The following is a 16,969-nucleotide window of genomic DNA, read 5'->3' on the forward strand; positions in this document are numbered from 1 at the left end:
GAATTAAAACATGATAAAAGTGATAATTATTTCTGAAAAAATTAAATTTTTTATGATAAAAATCATAAAAATATTGTTTTTATATAAAATTGTATTAATTTCGAATATCAATTATCATAAAAAACACCAAAAAGAAAATAAAAAAGAAGCAAACGAAATAAAAAGAACAAAAAAAAATAACCAAACGACTAAATAATCATCAATAAACTCAACAAAACATAAAATTATATGGAAAATCAACAAATAATAGTCATTGGAAACGGAATGGTAGGATATAAATTCTGTGAAAAACTAAAATCAAAGAATTCTTCCTATAATTTAATCGTTTTTGGAGAAGAACCGCGTCGCGCATATGACCGCGTTCACTTGAGTGAATATTTTAATGGAAAAACTGCTGAAGATCTTTCCCTTTCAACAGAAGGATGGTATGCCGAAAACAACATTACCTTACATTTAAATACACCTGTTACACATATAAACAGAGAAGAAAAGAAGGTATACACCTCAAATGGCGATGCATACAACTATGACTACCTGGTTTTCGCCACCGGATCTGCTGCATTTGTACCAAGTATCCCAGGTATCGAAAAAGAAGGTGTTTTTGTTTACAGAACACTGGAAGATTTAGATTTAATAAGCGAATACGCAAAAAAAGCACAAACAGCAGCCGTTATTGGCGGTGGATTACTTGGTTTAGAAGCAGCCAAAGCATTGATAGACCTTGGCATTCCAGATACCAGTATCGTTGAGTTTGCCCCTCGCCTCATGCCAAGACAGATTGACTCAGCAGGTAGCGACATGCTTAAAGCAAAACTTACCGACCTTGGATTAAAAATTCTACTGAATAAAAACACCAGCTGCATTGAAGGTGAGCAAAACATTACAGCACTAAAATTTAACGATGATACGCATTTGGCAACCGATATGTTGGTTATCTCAGCCGGGATTAAACCAAGAGACGAATTAGCAAAAGCGTGTGGTATAGAAGTTGGTCCACGCGGCGGAATTATGGTGGATAACAAAATGAAAACCAATGACCCCGCTGTTTTTGCCATCGGAGAATGCGCCTTGTACGACAGCATGATTTATGGACTCATTGCACCGGGCTATGAAATGGCCGAAGTTTTAGCCACCCATTTATGCGAAGGAGATAAAACCTTCGAAGGGTTCGATATGAGCACCAAACTGAAACTTATTGGGGTAGATGTTGCCAGTTTTGGCGACAACTTTATCAATGAACCGGATTGCAGAACCATTGTTTTTGAAGATAAACACAAAGGAATATACAAACGAATTAATATTAGTAACGACGGGCAATACCTTTTAGGAGGTATTTTAATTGGCGATGCGGCAGCATACAACATGCTGCTGCAAACAGCTACCAACAATATCCCGCTTACCGAAAATCCCGAAGAACTTATTCTTGGATCGCGTGGCCGAGGCGAAGGCTCTGCTTCTGGGGGTATCGAAAACCTACCTGACTCAGCGCTTATTTGTAGCTGTGAAGGTATCACAAAAGGAAATATCTGCTCTGCAGTAACCGAAGATGGCTGCGAAACCATCGATCAACTAAAAAAATGCACGAAAGCCGGTACCGGATGCGGTGGATGCGTGCCGATGGTAAAAGATTTGATGCTTTATTCACTAAAAGCGCAAGGAAAATACATCCGCAATGTTATCTGCGAACATTTTAACTATAGCCGTCAAGAGCTATACGACTTGGTTCACATCCATAATTTAAAAAGCTATGATGAAGTTTTAGACAACTTGGGCAAAGGCGATGGATGCGAAGTCTGCAAACCTTTGGTTTCTTCAGTACTTGCCAGTTTATGGAATGAAATGATTTTACAACGTGGGAATGATGTGGCGCAAGATAGCAACGATCGTTTCCTGGCTAATATCCAAAAAGGAGGCTCATATTCTGTGGTACCGCGTATTCCAGGTGGAGAGATTACGCCTGAAAAATTAATCGTAATTGGTGAGGTAGCACAAAAATATAACCTCTACACCAAAATTACAGGCGGACAACGCATTGATTTATTTGGGGCGCATTTAAATGACTTACCTGCAATTTGGGGAGAACTAATTGCGGCTGGTTTTGAAAGTGGCCATGCGTATGGAAAGGCTTTAAGAACGGTAAAAAGTTGCGTAGGAAGCACATGGTGCCGGTTCGGATTACAAGACAGTGTGAGTTTTGCTATTGAAGTAGAGGAACGCTACCGAGGTATTCGCGCGCCGCACAAAATAAAATCGGCAGTAAGTGGTTGTATTCGCGAATGTGCAGAAGCTCAGAGTAAAGATTTTGGTATCATCGCTACAGAAAAAGGCTGGAACTTATACGTTTGTGGAAACGGTGGCAGCAAACCGCAGCATGCTTTACTTCTGGCAACCGATTTAGATAGCGAAACCTGCATCCGATACATCGACCGTTTCTTAATGTTCTATATCCGCACGGCAGATCCATTAACACGTACCGCAACCTGGTTAAATAAAATGGAGGGCGGCATTGATTACCTCCGAAATGTAATTGTAAACGATAGTTTAGGTATGGCTAAACAATGGGAAATTGAAATGGAGTGCCTGGTTTCTGCCTACAAATGCGAATGGAAAGAAGCGATCGAAAATCCGGCTATCCGCAAACGTTTCTCTCACTTTGTAAATGCCCCAGAAGAAAAAGACCCAAGCATTCAATTTATCGAAATGCGTGGACAAAAACGTACAGAAGAATGGAAAACAGCATAAAAGAACCCCTAAAAGACTCAGAAATCATGGAATCAACAATTAACTGGATGGCTGCATGTCGCGTTGAAGATGCAGTTGAAAATGGAGGAGTTTGTGTAAAAAACGGCGATGAACAAATTGCCTTGTTTTATTTTACACGCCGTAATGAATGGTTTGCTACTCAAAATGAGTGTCCTCATAAAAAACAAATGGCATTAAGCAGAGGCCTAATTGGGTCTGCAACCGATGAACCTAAAGTTGCCTGCCCTTTCCATAAAAAAACATTCTCCTTAAGCACTGGAGAATGCTTAAGTGGCGATGAATGTGCCATCAAAACCTACCCTGTAAAAGTTGAAGACGGTACGGTATTCATCGGAATAAGTTAAAAATCAACCATTAATCATCCATAGAAACCAAACTATGAAGGCTAAAAACTCTACCCTGTTACTTATTTTTTTGGGATTAATTTCTGTTCTCAGATCGCATGCCCAAACCAAACCAGTTCTATTTGACGGAACGATTGTTGCCGGTTACATTGACCATGGAGCGTATGTTAACTGTACAGGCCCGGGCATTAAATACACCAAAAAACCGTACAGTGTTTTAATTGGTTTATTACCTGGATTACGCTTTAAAGAAGATAAAGTTTTACCCGGAGCAACAAAAAACGCTTTAGTTACGCCAAATTTAGGTTTCGGTATTACAACCGCTTTTAAGCATTTCGCTTTCCAGATTCCATGTTATTACAACGCCAAAACAAGTGTAAAAAACGGCTCTTGGAAAGTAGGTGTGGGAGTTGGATATAAGCTCTAAAAACGGCTTAAGATGACCAAAATGAAAAGAGCCCCAAAAATTAGACAATACTTTTGGGGCTCTTCATTAATATCAAAACGCGCTTTAAAAATTCTCTTCGGTAAGCACACGAAGTTTTTTTTCGTCTAAAATACAAATTGCCTTCCCTTTTACCTCAATCATTTTTTCCTGAATCAGTTCGCTCATTGTTCTAAAAACAGTTTCGTAAGTAGCTCCGGTATAAGCGGCCAAATCCTGCCTACTTAAATTAACATCAATGGTGTTATCTTCCGTTAAACCAAATTGCTCACGTAGCTTTAGCAAGGTTACGGCTAATCTACTTTTTACCGACATTAACGCTAAATTCCGCATTTTCCGTTCCGAAACATTTAATTCTTCTGCATAAAACAACAGTAAATTATAGGCGAAATCGTGATTTACCCGAAGAGTTGTTTTAAAAAAATCAATATCCACATAACAAAGCTCAGTCGTTTCCAAAGCTGTTGCTGAGATTGGATAAACCGAATGTTCACTACTAATTCCCCTGTGTCCCATAATAGCGCCATTATTCGCGAAACGCAGAATCAGCTCCTTGTCGCCCCATTTCTTATGCACCTTCACATTACCACTTGTCACAAAATAAACGCCTGTTACGGGATCACCTTCTTTTATTATTTGCTCTCCTTTTTTAGCTATAAAATTACGTTTATGAGCCTCAATAGCAGGTTTCCACTCCTCTAAAGTAAATCGACACATAAAACAACGTTTATGATCGCAACAATTATTTTTTTTCATTTATCTCGTTTCGGAAGAAAAAATTATCCCCACATAGGTTCAAAAATAACAAATGATTTAAATAATTAACGTGCTTTTTATTACCAATCAAAAAACTTACAGGGCAAAATCTGCCAAAAGAAAACACGGGATAATCTTTTTTATAAATACTTCGTTATCTTTATTTGAAAACGTATACACAATATGGAAAACAACAAAACAATAACAGTAGAAGCGCGTGTTCATGCGCCTGTTGAAAAAGTATGGGAATATTGGACAAAGCCAGAACACATTACAAAATGGACCTTTGCATCGGATGATTGGCATGCACCGTATGCTGAAAACAACCTTAAAAGCGGAGGAACATTTAAAACGACCATGGCCGCAAAAGATGGCAGTATGCGTTTCGATTTTGGCGGAACCTACAGCAACATCGAAGAGTTTAGCTTAATTGCTTATGAAATGGCCGATGGCAGAAAGGTATCGATTAATTTCAGTTTTGATGGCCATTCCACCTATATTTCGGAAAAATTTGATCCTGAAAAGGAGAACCCAGCAGAAATGCAACAAAATGGTTGGCAAGCCATCTTAAATAATTTTAAAAAATACGTGGAAGAAAATTAAACGCATCAAAAACAGGCATAAACGCTATAATTTAACCAAAAATTATAGCGTTTAGTTTTCAAACATACACTCAACCCTTAAGCAAATCCCATGAAACAAGAAATCATCAACCTCTACGATTCGTATACACATAGTCAAATAAACCGAAAAGAGTTCATGAAAAAGCTCGCCCTTTTGGCTGGCGGTACCGCGATGGCTTTAACGATTCTTCCGCTATTGGAAAACAACTATGCACAGGCCGCGAGTTTTGAGGACGATTCCATTTCTGTTGAAGAGTGCACCTTCCCCGGAACGGAGGGCAATATGAAAGCGGTTTTAGCTCGTCCAAAAAATAAAAAACATTTGGGTGCAGTTCTGGTGATCCACGAAAACCGTGGATTGAACCCACACATTATTGATGTGACCAAACGCATTGCCAGCGAAGGTTTTATTGCCTTGGGTGTGGATGCTTTATCTCCACTGGGCGGAACACCTACCGATGAAAATCAAGCTAGAGATTTGATTGGGAAACTAGACCCAGAGAAAAATTTACAAAACTATTTAAAGGCCCTCGATTTTTTACGAAATAAAAAAGATGCCAACGGCAAAGTTGGCTGTGTAGGCTTTTGTTGGGGTGGAGCCATGGCAAACAAACTTGCCGTTAACGACCCTAAATTGCAAGCTGCCGTAGCCTATTACGGATCACAACCCAATGCAGCCGATGTTAGCAAAATTAAAGCGAGTATTTTACTCCACTATGGCGGTTTAGATGAACGTATTAACGCGGGCATTCCAGCTTATGAAACTGCTTTAAAAGAAAATCACATCGATTATCAATTATTCGTGTACGAAGGTGTAAATCATGCCTTTAACAACAACACCTCGCCTACGCGCTACAACGAAGCCGCCGCTAAACTGGCTTGGCAACGAACCATTGATTTGTTTAAGAAAAAATTAGCTTAACGTATTGCTAAAAAAAATCCCAACCAAGAAATGGTTGAGATTTTTTTTTAAACCTAACTTAATTTCGTTTAGGAATCTTTTAAAACTTCTTCTGCCTGCTCCATCATCTTGCTTTCTACTCCATTTTTCTTAGGAAAATTAAACAACCAAGAAGTAACTACCGGAATAATAAATATAGCTACAGTAAAAATAGAAAGGAAAAGTTCCATGCGCTCACTTTCTATTGCATGCGTGATTGGGGAATTTTCATTGAAGTGACTAAAACATGAAAAAGTTAATTTTAAGCCTAGGACACCAATAACCACAAAGGCAACGGTTTCTAAGAAAGTAAATTTCTCCATCAACTTTACAAAAGCTTGCGCAACGAAACGCATGGCTAAAATGCCTATAAACACCCCAATATAAATCAGGTAAATATGATCTGTGAAAGCGACCGCAGCAAAAACATTATCAATAGAAAAAGCCAAATCCATTACTTCAACCAAAGCAACGGTGGCCCAAAACTTACCCATTAAACCTACTGTGGATTTGTATATCCAACTTTTGTTCTTATCAATAACTTCTTCATCTTCGGCATTTTTAGTGCTCTTCTTTTTAAAATAGTCGAAGGCCAACCACAATAAGTAAAGTCCACCAATAGGTTTTAACCACCATACCTTCACCAACCAAGATGCCAAAAGCAAACAAATTCCACGAAAAACATAGGCGCCAATGATACCATACTTCAAGGCTTTATTGCGTTGTTCTTTTGGCAAATCCATCACCATGGTAGCCAGGACCGCTGCATTATCTACAGAAAGCAAGCTTTCAATGACAATTAAATTCAAAATAATAAGCAATCCTGCTTGAATATCGTGTCCAAAAACCAATTCAAAAAAATCCATCAACCCTATCCTATTTAGTAAAATCAAATGGCAAATAAACAAAAATTAATTAAATGTTAGTTGAGCATCTCCTTAAAGATGCGTTTTACGCCCTAATCAACTAAGGTTAAAAGATAAATATTTCCTTTTTCTCCGGCTAAAACAAGCGACTTTGTGCCAGCTATTTTTTGAACGGCATTAAAACTCTGATTTGAAATATGTTTAAAATTTTTGCCCCCGTCTACTGAAATATCGGTTCCTGAAGTTCCTGTAGCAACAATTGTTTGTTCATTTAAATACGCCACACCCGAACGATATCCAAAAACGGGAACACTAGGCTTTTGCCAGGTTTTGCCTCCATCTGCCGTTATTAAAACGTTATTGGTGTTTTCTTTATCTTTCACATAATTTCCACCGACTGCAATTCCATGTTTTGCGTCGTAAAAATCAATTGAAAATGGTCCGGTGCTGTTTTCACCTTGCCAAATAGGACATTTAAAAACCTGCCATTTTTCGCCTTTATTTACCGAATAATAAATGTTTGAAACCATTCCTCCTGATGCAATCCACACTTTGCCTCCCGGTAAAGTTTTAATGGTGGTTCCGCTGGCAGCAAATCCGGCTTCGCCTTTCGCCAAAGGTAATTTAAGATTGTCTGAAATATTCACCCAAGTTTTTCCAGCATCCTTGGTTCTAAGCAACTGCATTTTATTGTTAATCGGATCTCCGAAAATAATTCCGTTCTGTTTATCCCAAAAGCCCATACCATCTAAAAATATAGCTGTATCTAAATTTTTGTAGCATTCCAGCCAGTTCTCACCTCCATCGATAGTTTTTAGCACATAGGCGGGTGAACCAGCATTTACCACAATAGCTTCTTTTTCACTAAAAGCTTCAATATCTCTAAAATCAAGCTTTTCATAACCTTTGGGTTTTACCCAGATCCAATTGGCTCCTCCATCCGTAGTTTTTCCAATAGAACCGTTGCTTCCACTAACCCAAAACACTTTCGTGTTCACTACACTTAAGCCACGCAAACTAGTTTTTGAATTTTCATTCAATGCTTTAAAATTTACCATTTGGGCCAAACAAAAAAAAGGTGCCAATAAAAGGCACCCTATTAATTTCTTCATAATATTGTTCAAATTTTATTTTACACGTGTAAATTCTTCACTTCTACCGATTAAAGAAATCCCGACAAAGCCACGAATATTTAAAATATTATTCTGTTTTAAACTTAATGTACAGCTATATGTTTTTCCGCTTTTAGGATCGTAAATAGTACCATCCTCCCATTTTCCATCATTGTATACAAAATTCTTTAAAATTTCTTGATTCAACAATGGTTTAGATCTTAACGACTCATCCGGATTTTTCAAATCCAGTTTCGGCTTACCATTCTCATTTGGCTCTTTTAACCAAATTAATTTTCCATAATATTTATTACCCCTTTTAGTAATTTCTATCTTTCCCTCACCTTTAGGGTTTAACCATTGTCCTATTACGGCATCTTGCTTTTGAGCAAAAACCTGAAAGGTTAGCCCAATTAAAAACAGCACTAAAAATTGAATCTTTTTCATTTATTTTTCGTTAAGTACACAAATATATTTTTTTTTCTCACAATGAACTGTCTGTAACACGAATTCTTTCAACGTACATTCTTTTTTAAAACAAGCAATAATTGAATTAGTTTTCAATTACATATACTTCATTCCTGGATAGCCGAGTAATCGTCGCCACAAGGCAATTTGGCCAATACAATTTGCTTCGCGATAAATGGTGAATGAAATCATATCAAACAAAGACATTTTCATGCCTGGCATTTCAAAAGGTTCTGTTAATTTTTCCGCTGATGCATGCGTTAAGGCTGTTTCCAAAACCGGCGATATCTTGTCCCAATCATCCTTAAAAGATTCCAGGGTTGGATACGTGGCGTCGCTAATAATGCCCTTATTATTTTCAAAAAGTTCGCCCGTGGTTGATTGTATTTCCAAGCCAAAACATTTCGCTAAAAAAAATCTTCCATTTACCACACTTCCTGTAATCCAAGCAATGTGGTTGGCTTCTGTATTTAATCTTCGTTGAGAATCCTCATCGCCAATCCCATCCAACGCACTTACTAAAAACTTCGTGTGCATCTCATATAAAACCAAAAGGCCATATATTCTAGTACTTTCGGGTGTATTTTTCATATCAATACGTAAATTTTCACTATTAAAGTTACACTAAATACCACAAAATAAAGATATATAAATCTTAAAATCAGAAACTTAACACTACTTTTTATCGGTATGACCTAAATCCATCTCCGGACTTACCTCGTCTCTAACCAGGCGTTTCAGCTCTTTAATTTCAGGGAAACGATCCATTTCTTTCCTGTCGAAAATCACTTTTGCATCTACTTTGATGATAAAGGTTCCGCCCGTTTCACTTGGCAACAAGGTAACAGCTTTTATTTCATCTGCAAATGTGGTTAACAATTCTTGCGCCATATAAGCCGAACGCAATAACCACCCGCATTTAGGGCAATACTCAATTGATATTCCTTTTTTCATATATTTCTCTTCCTGCTAAAATAGGTGTTAAATATCCCAAAATGAAGTAAATTTTGTTCAACACCTTAAAAGAAACCAATTTTTATGCCTTTTATCCACATCGTCATCTTCAATTAATGAAAAATTAGTAAACTTGGAAAATTTTCTAATCAAAAAGCCTTGTAAAAAATATGATTGACACGAATTTTTCTAATGCAAATCTACTTCCAAAAAAACATTTTGAAATTCTTGACGGATTAAGAGGGATTGCTGCCATTTGTGTTGTTATTTTTCACTTTTTGGAAATGGTGATTCCACGCTATGAGGATAACTTTTTAGCTCATGGCTTTTTAGCGGTAGATTTCTTTTTCTGTTTATCGGGCTTTGTAATAGCATATGCCTACGACGGAAGAATGGGAAGCATCAGTTTAAAATCGTTTTTTAAAGGTCGTTTAATTCGCTTACATCCGCTGGTAATCCTAGGCTCTGTTTTAGGCTTATTAACGTTCATTTATAATCCCGTAAGTGACCTTGCCAGCAGCTATAGCACATCAAAAACACTTTTAATTTTTATTACTTCGCTCCTACTTATACCGTTTGGTGCAATGCCTGAACGCAGTTTCAATCTTTTTAGTTTTAATGCCCCTGCATGGTCGCTTTTTTGGGAATACATTGCCAATATTTTTTATGCTTTTGGCCTATATCGCTTGGCTCGAAAATACCTAGCCGCACTAACGGTATTGGCTGCTGTTGTTTTGGTTTATGTATCGCACCAAGCAAAAGGGCTTAGCGGAGGGTGGAGCATTGACAACTTTTGGGATGGAGGAGCCAGAATTTTCTTTTCATTTCTTGCCGGGATGCTCATCCATCGTTTCAACTTCATTCTTAAATCAAAATTAGGCTTCATTAGCCTATCTCTATTATTAATCTTCGCACTTGTTATTCCATTCAGCGAGAAATGGAATTGGTATGTAGAGGCACTCGTTATTCTTTTGTTTTTCCCATTATTGATTAGCCTAGGCGCTGGAGCAACCTTAAGCAAAAGCTTAACGAAAATTTGTCAATTCTCCGGAAAAATATCTTACCCACTTTACATGACCCACTATGCTGTCATCTGGATCTTTTTAGATTATTGTAAAAAATACAAGCCCACTATGGAGCAAGTTTCTTACATCGTTCCCATTTCAACGATCATTCTACTCGCATTTGCCTATTTGGCAATGGTATTTTACGACGAACCTTTGCGTAAATACCTAAAAAGCAAAAAATAGATTTCTCCGTTCGATATAATTTTATTGCTGGTGATTATTTGACCGAATAATTAAAACTTATTTACACGCTGCATCAAAATGGTTTAAACTAATTTGAAAAATAGTGCTTAATTTAAAAAAATATAGCCGTTTAATTATTAGTTCTTTAAACCTTTTATCCATCAAAACACATGAATGAAAAGCATATTTTTTGTATCTTGATTTTATAATACGCGGTGTTTTCAATACTTTCACTTGTACAGATAGTAAAAAATAAGCTTAAACGGAAAAACCAATAAATTAATCCTAAAAAGGGTTTGAAATTGTATGACAAAATTAAAAGCGATAATTGTTGATGACGAAGAATTTGCCCGTTCATCCCTGTTTTTTTTACTCCAACAAAACTGCCAACAGGTTGAAATAATAGGCATCGCGCGCTCGGTTGCCGAAGCAGAGGAATTACTAGCAAAAAACAGTATCGACCTAATTTTTCTTGACATTGCAATGCCCGGCGGAAGTGGTTTCGATCTAATTCCAGCAGCACAAAAACACAAAGCTGCCGTAATTTTTACCACTGCTTATGACCAATATGCATTAAAAGCAATCAAAGCAAATGCCCTCGATTACCTGCTCAAACCAATCGACATCGATGAGCTTATCCAAGCGGTAGAGAAAGTTTCAGAACACATCAAAATATACCGAAATTCGAACCAAAGTGATGACCGAATTAGCAACCTTGCCACTACCTTAAGTACCAAAAGTGAAGGCAGAAAACTAACGCTTCCATACGGACAAGGCTTTAAAATGATTGATGTGGATGAAATTATTTACATTGTGGCGGATAGTAATTATTCTATTGTTAATCTAATCAACAACGAAAAAATTACCGTTTCAAAAGTATTGCGCGAATTTGAAGAACTCTTACCTACAGAACAGTTTGTTCGGGTCCATAAATCGAATATCATCAATTTAAATTACTTAAAAGAGTACAACTCCAAAAATGGTTTGCAAGTCGTTTTAACCAGTGGCGATAGCATTAGTATCTCGCGAAGACGAGCAAGCGATTTTTTTGAAAAAATTAAAGCATTTACCAAAGTCAGTAGTGATTAATCTAGAACATAAAACATCTGTGGGCAGCTTAAAGAAAGTACTCCTGAAACACAAAAAACAGCTTTTTTATGTTTTAACAGGTCTCTTTTTGCTTTTTATAAATCATTCAAAGACATACGCACAAACTACTTATTTACCGCATTACAACACGCGAAACGGACTGGCGAGCAACAATTGCTACTATATTTTGCAAGACAAAAAGGGTTTTATTTGGGTCTCAACCGACAACGGGATTAGTCGCTTTGATGGAACAAACTTCCAAAACTTTACCATCGAGGATGGGTTGTCTGACACACAAATTATCCAAATGGCCGAAGATAAATACGGACGTGTTTGGTTCTTTGCATTAAATGGTCAGTTGAGTTATTTCAAAGACGGGAAATTTTACAATAGTTTAAACGATAGGCTATTAAAAAAATTAAACTTCAATACGGTTATCATTTCCTTTCATATCGACAAAAAAGGGCGAATTTGGCTCGGAACGAATGCAAATCTAATAGCCTGTTGGGATGGGAACTCTGTAAAAAGATATGTATCCCAATACCGCGATAATTCGTTTATAAATTCGTTCATTCATGAGGATGAACAAGGAAATATTTATGCTTATGCCGATTTAAGTGTTCAAAAATTTGATGGCAATCAGTTCAAATTAATCAAATCGCCGGTCTCCCCATTGTCGTACATGACTGCCAAAAACACAGATGTTAATTCCATGTATTATGTGGACAGCGTTGGTTTCAAAGAACTTAAAAACAATGAAATCATTCATAACATTTCCATCCCACAGAATTTAATTAAAAATACAACGGGATATTTCTACTACAATAGTCAAACGCAGGAAGTTTGGTTGGCCAATGCAAATGGCGCTTTCGCATTGGATAAAAGTGGCAAAACCGTCCAATACCTTCAAGATATTTCGGTTAATCAGATCATAAAAGATGCCGATCAAAATATATGGTTTGCAACCAATCAAGGCATTTATATGCTACCCAACGAAAATTCAAGGCTATATTTAATTGATGCTGAATCGGGTTTAAGTAGCAATGTGGTTAAGAGTATTACAAAGGATTCTCAAAACCGCCTTTGGCTAGGCACCGATGATGCTGTAATTGATATTTTATCCCTAAAAAACTACGAATTACAGGAAATTGGATTAGACGATTTCAAGAAATACAAAACCGTTAAACAAATTGCCTACGATGCAAAAAATCAATCGGTATATTTTTCGTCCGATTACGGAATGGGTGTATTTACCAATATTTACAAACCCAATCCCGACATTAAATACCTGAAAGAATCCAATAACTCGATGTTCGTTATTAAACATTTTAGTTTAAGCGAAAACAGCAGTCATTTGGCTCTTGCATTGTCCTCAGGGGTGGTATTTTTATCCGACAGGATAAACCGATTTGAATTTAACTCACTGAAATACAAAGAAAAAGAAGATTTTTTCAAAGACCGCTCCTACCACGTTTTTTACGATGCTTCCGGCAATTTATGGTTTTCAAACATCAATGGATTATCACAATTTTCCAATGGCCGATTAATCAAACATTACGAAAAAAAGCCCCTCCTCACCAAGCGGATTAACGATATTCAACAACTATCGGATGGAACCTTAATTTTAGCAACCGATGGCTATGGATTAATTTTCTACAAGGACGCTAAAATTACACGTCAAATAACCATCAAGGATGGCTTAAGCAATAACAGTTGTACAAAACTCTTTGTTAAAAATGAAGAAATATGGGTATTGACTAACAAGGGGGTTAACAAAGTGACCAATTACCTAGAATCGCCACGGGTAACAAATTTCGATTATGGTAAAGATTTATTAAGCGACGACATTAACAGCTTGTACATAGATGATAGCACCGCTTATTTCGGCACCAACCGCGGCTTAATTCTCTTCAAATACAAAAATATAGACCACAGTAGAGAGTTACCAAAGGTTTACATTACTTCCATCATCCGAGATAAAGAACGATTGCCCATTAATCAAGATAATTTCACCTTTGAACCGGATAACAATACCATCCTATTTACCTTCAGTGCTGTTGATTTTACCACGAGTGAAATTTCGTATCGCTATCGGCTAAATGAAAACACTCCCTGGATTGAAACCCGTACACGCCGATTGGATTTCTCTTCACTTCAACCGGGTAATTACACCTTCGAAGTAAGTGCCCGTAGCCAGAACAGTGGTTGGGGGCCCGCGGCAAAAATTAACTTTACCATCAAAAAACATTTTTGGCAAAGCCTTTGGTTTTTATCGATTTTAATCCTTTTAGTGGCTTACTTCTTTTATCGTGTAGCCGTTAACATCACCCGAAAGCAAAAAGACAAAGAACAAGAGCAACTTCGTATCAAAAACAAAGTTTTGGTACTGGAACAGCAAGCGCTTCAGGCCATGATGAACCCCCATTTTGTGTTCAATGTAATGAACTCTATTCAACATTTCATCAATACACAAAATACCGCTTCAGCCAATAAAATACTAACCGGATTTGCCCGGCTTATTCGTAAAAATTTGGAGATTTGTACCAAAAGTTATATCTCACTCGAAGAAGAATTAGAATACTTAAACCTCTATCTCAAACTCGAAAAAAATCGCTTTGGCGACAAACTAACGTACTCCTTTAACATTGACGATCAGATAGATACAGAAAACACTTTTATTCCATCTATGTTATTGCAACCCTATGTTGAAAATGCTATTTGGCATGGCATCATGCCAAAAGAAAGTGGTGGACAGATTAAAATAAACGTTAAGTTGGTAAAAGAACTCTATTTACACATCGAAATCATCGATGATGGAATTGGAATTGACCAATCGCTAAAAGATAAAAAAGAGACCCATACTAGTAAAGGAATGCAATTAACCAAAGAACGTTTAAATCTTTTAGGTCAAATTGAAGCAAAACCCATACACTTAAATGTACGGCAAAATGCCATTAGCGGAACAACTGTATCCATTTCTATTCCATTAAAATAACATTTTTACCGTTTACTCAATTATTAATACCACTCACAAATAATATTTAAGGGTTAGGCAAAATAGCCTTAAAATTGCTTTAGAAATAAACGATAGTGTTTATCAAAAACGTTCTTATAGAATTGATATAGATATTTAATAACCTAACCTTAAACTATATCTTAATTCAGGTTTCATTTGTGTGTTGAAAGCGGTCTTGTTTTAAAAAAGCGAGACCGCTTTTTTTTTGCCTAAAAATTTTACTTTTGTTTATGCCTAATAACGACTTAACCAAACACATTGAAGCCCTTATTTTCTCTTCCGTTCAGAGCATTACCATGCAAGAGATTTTATTAGCCATTAATGCCGTTTTTAACGAAGAGTATACCGAAGCAATCGTTTTTGAATGCCTCGATGCCATTCAAGAGAAATACAAAAAAGCCGATACAGCCATCGCATTGGTGAATTTAAATAAAGGATATCAATTTTTAACCAAAAAGGAATACCACGAAACGGTAAACCAGTTGCAATTGCATCGGTCTAAGAAAAAATTAAGTCAAGCTGCAATGGAAACCCTTGCCATTATCGCCTATCGACAACCCATAACCAAACTAGAAATTGAACAAATTAGAGGCGTAAATTCTGATTACTCGGTGCAACGTCTGCTGGAAAAAGAATTGATTAGCATGGACGGAAAAGCTGACACACCAGGCCGACCAATTTTATACAGCACCAGTTCTTTGTTTATGGATTACTTTAGTTTGAACCATTTAAATCAACTTCCGCAGTTAAAAGACATACCAAAAGAGGAAAATTCTGTCGGAGAAAAAGCAGATTAAAATTTTAATTTATTTTATTTCAATCTGTTATTAAAAAAGTTTTTTTTGTAATTTTAAAGTATAAAAGCAATTTTTATTTTTGTGTAATGAAAGCGCCAAAGAAATCCCCGATAAAACCTACTACCAAGAAGCCGGTAGAAGATAATGATGAATTTGAAGATGCAGATGTAAAACCTGCAAAAAAATCGCATGATGAAGATGAAGATGACTTCGATTTACCTTTAGACGATTTAGATAATTTTGATAGCTTTGATGATGATGACGACGATTATTAATCATTAAAAAACTTATATATTTGAAAAAGCATCCGCCAGGTTGGCAGGATGCTTTTTATTTTAAACATACCCCATGCAAATAGTACCTGTTTCCAATAAAAACCTGCGCGAAGACTTCTTAAATACCGCTAAAATCCTGTACAAGAACGACCCTAATTGGATTTGTCCGTTGGATACCGAAATTGAAAATGTTTTTAATCCTCAAAAAAACAACTTTTTCAATCACGGCAGCTGTACACGCTGGGTATTAAAAAACGATTCAGGGAAACTGATTGGCAGAATTGCTGCATTTATAAATGAAAAGAAAGCCTTTAATTATGATCAACCAACCGGTGGCATTGGCTTCTTTGAGTGTATCAACGATCAGAAAGCGGCTAATCAATTGTTCGATACAGCCAAAAACTGGTTAATCGAAAACGGCATGAAAGCAATGGATGGCCCGATTAATTTTGGTGAAAACGATACCTTTTGGGGTTTACTAATCGAAGGTTTTACGCAGCCTTCATTTGGCATGAATTACAATCATTCGTACTATCAAAACTTATTCGAAACGTATGGTTTTAGCAAACTTTATGAGCAAATAACCAATCATGTTAACCTTACCATTCCTTTTCCTGAGCGTTTTACTAAAATTGCCAACTGGGTACGCAATAAACCGGGCTATACCTTCGAATATTTCCATAAAGACCGTGCAGATAAATACATTAACGATTTAATGGAAATCTACAACGATGCATGGAAAGACTTCGAAAACTTTGTGCCCATTAAAAAAGAAACGCTTCAAGAAAGCTTTAAAAGTATGGAGCCCATCATGGATGAGCAGTTGATTCAATTTGCGTATTACAATGGCGAACCTGCATCATTTATTGTGATGATTCCCGATGCCAACCAAATGATTAAAGGCTTACATGGTAAACTCGGCTTACTTGAAAAATTAAAGTTTGCCTACCGTCGATGGAAAGGTGTAACGCGCATGCGTGCGGTTGTAATGGGAACCAAAAACGCCTATCAAAAACATGGTTTAGAATCGGTACTCTTTATTCGCCTAGGAGAATACGTACTACCAAAAAATCAATACAAAGAGCTAGAATTGAGCTGGGTAGGCGATTTTAATGATAAAATGTTAGCCATCCATACTGCAACGGGCGCAACCCTAGGTAAAAGGCATTACACCATGCGAAAAGTATTTTAAATCAAAATAGCGGTGATGTGCTCATTTTTACCGCAGAGAACATCGAGTATCTTACACGGAGGGCGTAGAACGTTATCTT

General features: G+C 36.8%; 17 protein-coding genes. 11 read left to right on the forward strand and 6 right to left on the reverse strand.

Annotated elements, in window-relative coordinates; genetic code table 11:
* Positions 1-228 precede the first annotated feature (228 nt).
* The 3 genes from nirB to ACJVDK_RS06720 are packed head-to-tail and all read left to right on the forward strand — an operon-like array spanning position 229 to position 3,534.
* Positions 229-2,742 (forward strand): nitrite reductase large subunit NirB, encoded by a 2,514-nt coding sequence (gene nirB / locus ACJVDK_RS06710; protein ID WP_443939509.1) that lies wholly within the window; start codon positions 229-231, stop codon positions 2,740-2,742.
* Complete coding sequence (nirD, locus tag ACJVDK_RS06715; protein WP_443939510.1) at positions 2,727-3,107, forward strand: nitrite reductase small subunit NirD; 381 nt, start codon at positions 2,727-2,729, stop codon at positions 3,105-3,107. The genes nirB and nirD overlap by 16 nt, the downstream gene beginning before the upstream one ends.
* 34 nt (positions 3,108-3,141) lie before the next feature.
* Entirely contained in the window at positions 3,142-3,534 is a 393-nt protein-coding gene (locus tag ACJVDK_RS06720; RefSeq protein WP_443939511.1) for a hypothetical protein, read from the forward strand.
* Between the two features lie 84 nt (positions 3,535-3,618).
* Here ACJVDK_RS06720 and ACJVDK_RS06725 read toward each other — a convergent pair whose 3' ends face one another.
* A complete protein-coding gene (locus ACJVDK_RS06725; protein ID WP_443939512.1) occupies positions 3,619-4,269 on the reverse strand; it encodes a Crp/Fnr family transcriptional regulator in 651 nt (216 codons plus the stop codon).
* A 222-nt stretch (positions 4,270-4,491) separates the two neighbouring features.
* Here ACJVDK_RS06725 and ACJVDK_RS06730 point away from each other — a divergent pair, with 222 nt between their 5' ends.
* The gene (locus ACJVDK_RS06730; protein ID WP_443939513.1) at positions 4,492-4,911 is read left to right on the forward strand and encodes an SRPBCC family protein; all 420 of its coding nucleotides are present in this window, start codon (positions 4,492-4,494) and stop codon (positions 4,909-4,911) included.
* Between the two features lie 90 nt (positions 4,912-5,001).
* Positions 5,002-5,853, forward strand: a complete 852-nt coding sequence (locus ACJVDK_RS06735) for a dienelactone hydrolase family protein (protein WP_443939514.1) — start codon at positions 5,002-5,004, stop codon at positions 5,851-5,853.
* A gap of 68 nt (positions 5,854-5,921) precedes the next feature.
* Here ACJVDK_RS06735 and ACJVDK_RS06740 read toward each other — a convergent pair whose 3' ends face one another.
* The 5 genes from ACJVDK_RS06740 to ACJVDK_RS06760 form a co-directional block, all read right to left on the reverse strand.
* Positions 5,922-6,737 carry a TerC family protein gene (locus tag ACJVDK_RS06740; RefSeq protein ID WP_443939515.1) on the reverse strand — a complete coding sequence of 272 codons (816 nt, stop codon included), beginning with the start codon at positions 6,735-6,737 and terminating at the stop codon, positions 5,922-5,924.
* Positions 6,738-6,829: 92 nt separating this feature from the next.
* Positions 6,830-7,849, reverse strand: a complete 1,020-nt coding sequence (locus tag ACJVDK_RS06745; protein ID WP_443939516.1) for a WD40/YVTN/BNR-like repeat-containing protein — start codon at positions 7,847-7,849, stop codon at positions 6,830-6,832.
* Positions 7,850-7,864: 15 nt separating this feature from the next.
* A complete protein-coding gene (locus ACJVDK_RS06750; RefSeq protein ID WP_443939517.1) occupies positions 7,865-8,296 on the reverse strand; it encodes a DUF2147 domain-containing protein in 432 nt (143 codons plus the stop codon).
* 117 nt (positions 8,297-8,413) lie between these two features.
* Positions 8,414-8,908: a DinB family protein gene (locus ACJVDK_RS06755; RefSeq protein WP_443939518.1), complete on the reverse strand. Its 495-nt coding sequence runs from the start codon at positions 8,906-8,908 to the stop codon at positions 8,414-8,416.
* An 84-nt stretch (positions 8,909-8,992) separates the two neighbouring features.
* A complete protein-coding gene (locus ACJVDK_RS06760; protein WP_443939519.1) occupies positions 8,993-9,271 on the reverse strand; it encodes a SelT/SelW/SelH family protein in 279 nt (92 codons plus the stop codon).
* A 170-nt stretch (positions 9,272-9,441) separates the two neighbouring features.
* Between ACJVDK_RS06760 and ACJVDK_RS06765 the strand changes: the two genes are divergently transcribed.
* The 6 genes from ACJVDK_RS06765 (at position 9,442) to ACJVDK_RS06790 (ending at position 16,890) form a co-directional block, all read left to right on the forward strand.
* The gene (locus tag ACJVDK_RS06765; protein WP_443939520.1) at positions 9,442-10,521 is read left to right on the forward strand and encodes an acyltransferase family protein; all 1,080 of its coding nucleotides are present in this window, start codon (positions 9,442-9,444) and stop codon (positions 10,519-10,521) included.
* A gap of 306 nt (positions 10,522-10,827) precedes the next feature.
* Positions 10,828-11,610 (forward strand): LytR/AlgR family response regulator transcription factor, encoded by a 783-nt coding sequence (locus ACJVDK_RS06770; protein ID WP_443939521.1) that lies wholly within the window; start codon positions 10,828-10,830, stop codon positions 11,608-11,610.
* 88 nt (positions 11,611-11,698) lie between these two features.
* Positions 11,699-14,605 (forward strand): ligand-binding sensor domain-containing protein, encoded by a 2,907-nt coding sequence (locus ACJVDK_RS06775; protein ID WP_443939522.1) that lies wholly within the window; start codon positions 11,699-11,701, stop codon positions 14,603-14,605.
* A 251-nt stretch (positions 14,606-14,856) separates the two neighbouring features.
* The gene (scpB, locus tag ACJVDK_RS06780; protein ID WP_443939523.1) at positions 14,857-15,423 is read left to right on the forward strand and encodes an SMC-Scp complex subunit ScpB; all 567 of its coding nucleotides are present in this window, start codon (positions 14,857-14,859) and stop codon (positions 15,421-15,423) included.
* An 86-nt stretch (positions 15,424-15,509) separates the two neighbouring features.
* Positions 15,510-15,698: a hypothetical protein gene (locus ACJVDK_RS06785; protein ID WP_443939524.1), complete on the forward strand. Its 189-nt coding sequence runs from the start codon at positions 15,510-15,512 to the stop codon at positions 15,696-15,698.
* Positions 15,699-15,771: 73 nt separating this feature from the next.
* Positions 15,772-16,890 (forward strand): GNAT family N-acetyltransferase, encoded by a 1,119-nt coding sequence (locus tag ACJVDK_RS06790; protein ID WP_443939525.1) that lies wholly within the window; start codon positions 15,772-15,774, stop codon positions 16,888-16,890.
* Positions 16,891-16,969 lie beyond the last annotated feature (79 nt).

The sequence above is a fragment of the Pedobacter paludisoli genome (genome assembly GCF_052344095.1).
Classification (GTDB): domain Bacteria; phylum Bacteroidota; class Bacteroidia; order Sphingobacteriales; family Sphingobacteriaceae; genus Pedobacter.

Coding starts and splice junctions, on each gene's coding strand:
- ACJVDK_RS06730 (WP_443939513.1), top strand. CDS start 4,492: ATGGAAAACAACAAAACAATAACAGTAGAAGCGCGTGTTCATGCGCCT.
- ACJVDK_RS06790 (WP_443939525.1), top strand. CDS start 15,772: ATGCAAATAGTACCTGTTTCCAATAAAAACCTGCGCGAAGACTTCTTA.
- ACJVDK_RS06740 (WP_443939515.1), bottom strand. CDS start 6,737: ATGGATTTTTTTGAATTGGTTTTTGGACACGATATTCAAGCAGGATTG.
- nirD (WP_443939510.1), top strand. CDS start 2,727: ATGGAAAACAGCATAAAAGAACCCCTAAAAGACTCAGAAATCATGGAA.
- ACJVDK_RS06755 (WP_443939518.1), bottom strand. CDS start 8,908: ATGAAAAATACACCCGAAAGTACTAGAATATATGGCCTTTTGGTTTTA.
- ACJVDK_RS06720 (WP_443939511.1), top strand. CDS start 3,142: ATGAAGGCTAAAAACTCTACCCTGTTACTTATTTTTTTGGGATTAATT.
- ACJVDK_RS06760 (WP_443939519.1), bottom strand. CDS start 9,271: ATGAAAAAAGGAATATCAATTGAGTATTGCCCTAAATGCGGGTGGTTA.
- ACJVDK_RS06725 (WP_443939512.1), bottom strand. CDS start 4,269: ATGTGTCGATTTACTTTAGAGGAGTGGAAACCTGCTATTGAGGCTCAT.
- ACJVDK_RS06785 (WP_443939524.1), top strand. CDS start 15,510: ATGAAAGCGCCAAAGAAATCCCCGATAAAACCTACTACCAAGAAGCCG.
- nirB (WP_443939509.1), top strand. CDS start 229: ATGGAAAATCAACAAATAATAGTCATTGGAAACGGAATGGTAGGATAT.
- ACJVDK_RS06765 (WP_443939520.1), top strand. CDS start 9,442: ATGATTGACACGAATTTTTCTAATGCAAATCTACTTCCAAAAAAACAT.
- ACJVDK_RS06735 (WP_443939514.1), top strand. CDS start 5,002: ATGAAACAAGAAATCATCAACCTCTACGATTCGTATACACATAGTCAA.
- ACJVDK_RS06750 (WP_443939517.1), bottom strand. CDS start 8,296: ATGAAAAAGATTCAATTTTTAGTGCTGTTTTTAATTGGGCTAACCTTT.
- scpB (WP_443939523.1), top strand. CDS start 14,857: ATGCCTAATAACGACTTAACCAAACACATTGAAGCCCTTATTTTCTCT.
- ACJVDK_RS06745 (WP_443939516.1), bottom strand. CDS start 7,849: ATGAAGAAATTAATAGGGTGCCTTTTATTGGCACCTTTTTTTTGTTTG.
- ACJVDK_RS06770 (WP_443939521.1), top strand. CDS start 10,828: ATGACAAAATTAAAAGCGATAATTGTTGATGACGAAGAATTTGCCCGT.